General features: G+C 44.5%; 4 protein-coding genes. All 4 read left to right on the forward strand.

Translation table 11 applies throughout. The annotated features are described in order from the left end of the window. Positions 1-1,101 (forward strand): flagellar basal-body MS-ring/collar protein FliF (gene fliF, locus QNK26_RS18275; protein WP_319225525.1); only part of this gene is annotated, 1,101 nt, incomplete at its 5' end. After that, positions 1,094-2,137 carry a flagellar motor switch protein FliG gene (gene fliG, locus QNK26_RS18280; protein ID WP_319225526.1) on the forward strand — a complete coding sequence of 348 codons (1,044 nt, stop codon included), beginning with the start codon at positions 1,094-1,096 and terminating at the stop codon, positions 2,135-2,137. The genes fliF and fliG, both read left to right, overlap by 8 nt. A 27-nt stretch (positions 2,138-2,164) precedes the next feature. Continuing rightward, the gene (locus tag QNK26_RS18285) at positions 2,165-2,965 is read left to right on the forward strand and encodes a flagellar assembly protein FliH (RefSeq protein ID WP_319225527.1); all 801 of its coding nucleotides are present in this window, start codon (positions 2,165-2,167) and stop codon (positions 2,963-2,965) included. Then, on the forward strand, positions 2,965-4,251 hold a 1,287-nt coding region (gene fliI / locus QNK26_RS18290; protein ID WP_319225528.1), incomplete at its 3' end, for a flagellar protein export ATPase FliI. The genes QNK26_RS18285 and fliI, both read left to right, overlap by 1 nt.

Consider the following 4,251-nt stretch of genomic DNA (forward strand, 5'->3'; position numbering starts at 1 on the left):
TCCCAAGAAAATATTGACTCTATGGTGCAATTGGTTGCTTCTGCTGTACAAGGATTAGAGCCAACACGTGTTACTTTAACCGATCAAAATGGTCGTCTGCTTAATTCGGGCAGCCAAGATATGCTGGCCGCACAAGGTCGACGTGAGTTTGAAATGGTGCAAAATCACGAACGTGAGTACCGTGAAAAAATTGATTCTATTCTTATCCCTATATTAGGGGTGAGTAACTATACCGCTGAAGTTGATGTATCGATGGACTTCAGCGTGACAGAGCAAACCCAAAAACGTTTTAATCCTGATTTACCGGCGGTGCGTAGTGAAATGTTACTTGAACGTCAATCACTGGGTAATGGTAATCAAGGTATTCCTGGTGCCTTAACCAATCAACCACCACTTGACGCTGATATTCCAGAAGAAGCGGGCGCGGGTAATGCCGCAGCAAGACCCATAGGTCAGTCACAAAAAGAATCAACTCGAAACTATGAACTCGATACTACGATTAGTCACACCAAATCACAAACCGGTGTTATTCAACGCTTAAGTGTCTCAGTGGCGGTTGATTATATTAACAGCACGGGTGCCGATGGTATCCTTGTTAGAGAGCCGCGTAGCCAAGCTGAAATTGCCAATATTCGTCGGGTATTACAAGGTGGTGTTGGTTTTAATGTTAATCGTGGTGACAGCTTAGAAGTCGTTGCTATTCCATTTAATCGTCCTGAATTGGCGGCGATGGCTGATCTGCCAATCTGGGAAGAAGAATGGTTCTGGCGTGCAGTTCGTGTAGCCGCGAGCTTAATTGTGATTGTGGTATTAATCATGGTGATTATCCGACCTATGATTAAGCGCTTAATTAACAATGAACCAGAAGTAGAGAAAGACGATTTAGATTTAGGTATTAGCGCGATTGAAAATGATGAAGACATGCAATTGCTTACCGCTGATGCCGACGGTGATACTGACTTTGCGATGCGCAGTGGTCATTTACAATTACCGAATTTACACAAAGATGAAGATTTGCTGGAAGCGGTTCGCGCCCTCGTTGCCAACGAACCTGACTTAACTGCATTAGTGATTAAAGAGTGGATGATAGAAGATGCCTAATTCAAATAAACAAGTAGCAACGACCGAGAAGTTCGACGCGAGCACCTTAACTGGCATTGAACGTTCGGCGATATTAATGTTGAGTCTGAATGAGGGGGATGCGGCGACTATCTTTCGCCAATTAGAGCCAAAACAAGTACAGCGTTTGGGTATGGCGATGGCATCAATGAAAGATTTCTCACAAATTAAAGTTGCCGGTGTACACCGCGCATTCATTGATGACATTCAAAAATTCACTAATATTGGTGTCGGCAGCGAAGACTTCGTGCGTAACGCCTTAACAGCAGCACTGGGTGCAGATAAAGCCGGTAACTTGGTTGATCAAATTATCATGGGTAGTGGCGCTAAAGGTCTGGATTCACTGAAATGGATGGATGCACGTCAGGTAGCGAATATCATTCATAATGAGCATCCTCAGATCCAAACCATTGTATTGTCTTATTTAGAACCTGAGCAGTCCGCTGAAATTTTATCGCAATTCCAAGATAAAGTGCGGATCGACTTAATGATGCGTATTGCTAATCTAGAAGAAGTACAACCTGCTGCACTGCATGAGCTAAATGAGATCATGGAGAAACAGTTCGCAGGTCAATCTGGCGCTCAAGCCGCGAAGATGGGTGGCCTGAAAGCCGCTGCCAATATTATGAACTACCTCGATACCAACATCGAAGGTCAGTTAATGGATGCTATTCGTGAATCTGATGAAGAGATAAGTCAGCAGATCCAAGACCTTATGTTTGTATTCGAAAATCTTATTGATGTTGATGACCGTGGTATTCAAGCTCTACTGCGAGAAGTGGGTCAAGAGCAACTACAAAAAGCACTTAAAGGTGCTGACGATCAGCTTAAAGATAAGATCTTTAAGAACATGTCGAAACGTCAAGTTGAAATTTTGGAAGATGACTTGGAAGCGATGGGGCCTATCCGCGTTAGTGAAGTTGAATCGGCACAGAAAGAGATCCTGTCAATTGCGCGTCGCTTAGCCGACAGTGGTGACATCATGCTAGGCGGAGGCGGTGGTGATGACTTCTTATAAGCATATGCTCGTTGAAGGGCTCAATATATGACGGATAATTTAAAAACCAATATGCCTAATTTTGAAGGCGAAGATGGCCATCCCATCGAAGATTGGTATTTACCTGAATTTGAAAATACCCAAGCAGCAGAGCTTAATACCAATGCACTGGGTATGAAGCATGATTGGTATGAAGGTCCGCGTTGCCAGGAACAAGTTGAAGAAATTGAGCCTCAACCAATGACTGCTGAGGAGCTGGACGCTATACGACAAGCTGCTTATGAAGAAGGTTATGCCGAAGGTAAAGAGCAAGGTTATCAAGACGGTTTAGCCAAGGGGACGGCTGAAGGACTTAGCCAAGGTGAAGCACAAGGTCAAGAACAAGGCATGGCACAAGGCTTAGCTGATGGTCAACAGCAAATTGCTGATAAAGCCACGGCATGGGAACAACTACAAACGCAAATGCATAGTCCTTTAGCGGCAGTTAATAGCGAAGTAGAAAGTGAATTAATTCGTGTTGCAACAGGGTTAGCGGAAGAATTAATTAAAACGGAAGTTACCTTTAATCACGATATCTTATTGCAAACCTTAAAGCTGGCATTGGATGCGTTGCCTGTACTTGACCAAAAAATAACTATTACCCTGCATCCTGATGATTTAGCGGTGCTCAACGAATATTATTCCACCGAAGAATGTGTAAAGCGTGAGTGGGTATTAATTTCAGAGCCGATGATGAAACAAGGTGATTTGGTGATCAATAACGAAGTATCCTCGGTTGAACTGTTAATGGAACAGCGTATAAAACAGATGATGCGACAATTTCTCATTGCTAATAAACCGGGCTCATAATGGCGGCATTACTTTCGCGTTTACAGCAATTAAAGACAACGTCATTAGCCAATAAACCCACCGTCGCCGGTAAATTAACCCGGGTGGTTGGTTTAACTCTTGAAGCCGTCGGTTGCCGCGCGGCAATTGGCAGTTTGTGTTCTGTCGAAACCGATAATGGTTTGATGGATGCCGAGGTTGTCGGTTTTGATGGTGATAAATTATTCTTAATGCCCAGTGAACAGGTCACTGGTATTATCCCAGGCGCAAAAGTCACCCCCCTTAATGAAACCCAAGGTATTCCCGTTGGCATGGAATTGCTTGGACGGGTATTAGATGGTGTTGGTAAGCCGATTGATGGTAAAGGCGAGATCATTACCGGGCAAACCACCTCTTTTACTGCCAAACGTATTAATCCGCTGTCACGTAAACAAATATCAAAACCACTCGATGTCGGGGTCAAAGCCATTAACGCCATGTTAACCGTAGGCCAAGGCCAGCGCATGGGATTATTTGCGGGTTCTGGTGTGGGTAAGAGTGTGCTGTTAGGCATGATGACTCGCGGCTCAACGGCCGATGTTGTAGTCGTTGGTTTGATTGGTGAACGTGGTCGAGAAGTCAAAGAGTTTATTGAAGAAATCCTTGGCGAAGAAGGGCGTGCGCGCTCTGTGGTGGTAGCAGCCCCTGCCGATGCATCGCCCTTGATGCGTCTAAAAGGTTGTGAAACCTCGTTAGCATTGGCAGAATATTTCCGTGACCAAGGTCTGAATGTATTACTATTAATGGATTCATTAACACGTTTTGCTCAAGCCCAGCGTGAAATTGCCTTAGCTGTTGGAGAACCGCCTGCAACCAAAGGTTATCCACCTTCAGTTTTTGCCAAACTACCCCAGTTGGTGGAACGGGCGGGTAATGGTAATGACGAGCAAGGTTCGATTACTGCATTCTTTACGGTATTAACCGAAGGTGATGATTTACAAGACCCGATTGCCGATGCATCGCGAGCGATCCTCGATGGCCATATTGTATTATCACGTGACTTAACCGATGCGGGACATTATCCTGCGATTGATATTGAAAAATCCATTAGCCGTGTCATGCCTATGGTCACCAGTGATTTTCATCAAGCAGCGGCACGTGGCTTTAAGCAAGCTTACTCGTTATATCAACAAAATAAAGATTTGGTTGCGATTGGCGCTTACAGCCAAGGCGCTGATGCCAAAATCGATCGTGCTATTCGCTTAAAACCGGCGATGGACCAATTCTTACAGCAAGGTATGAAAGAAGTCATTCCATTTTCACAATGT

The sequence above is a fragment of the Moritella sp. genome (assembly GCF_033791185.1).
In the GTDB taxonomy this organism is placed as follows: Bacteria; Pseudomonadota; Gammaproteobacteria; order Enterobacterales; family Moritellaceae; genus Moritella.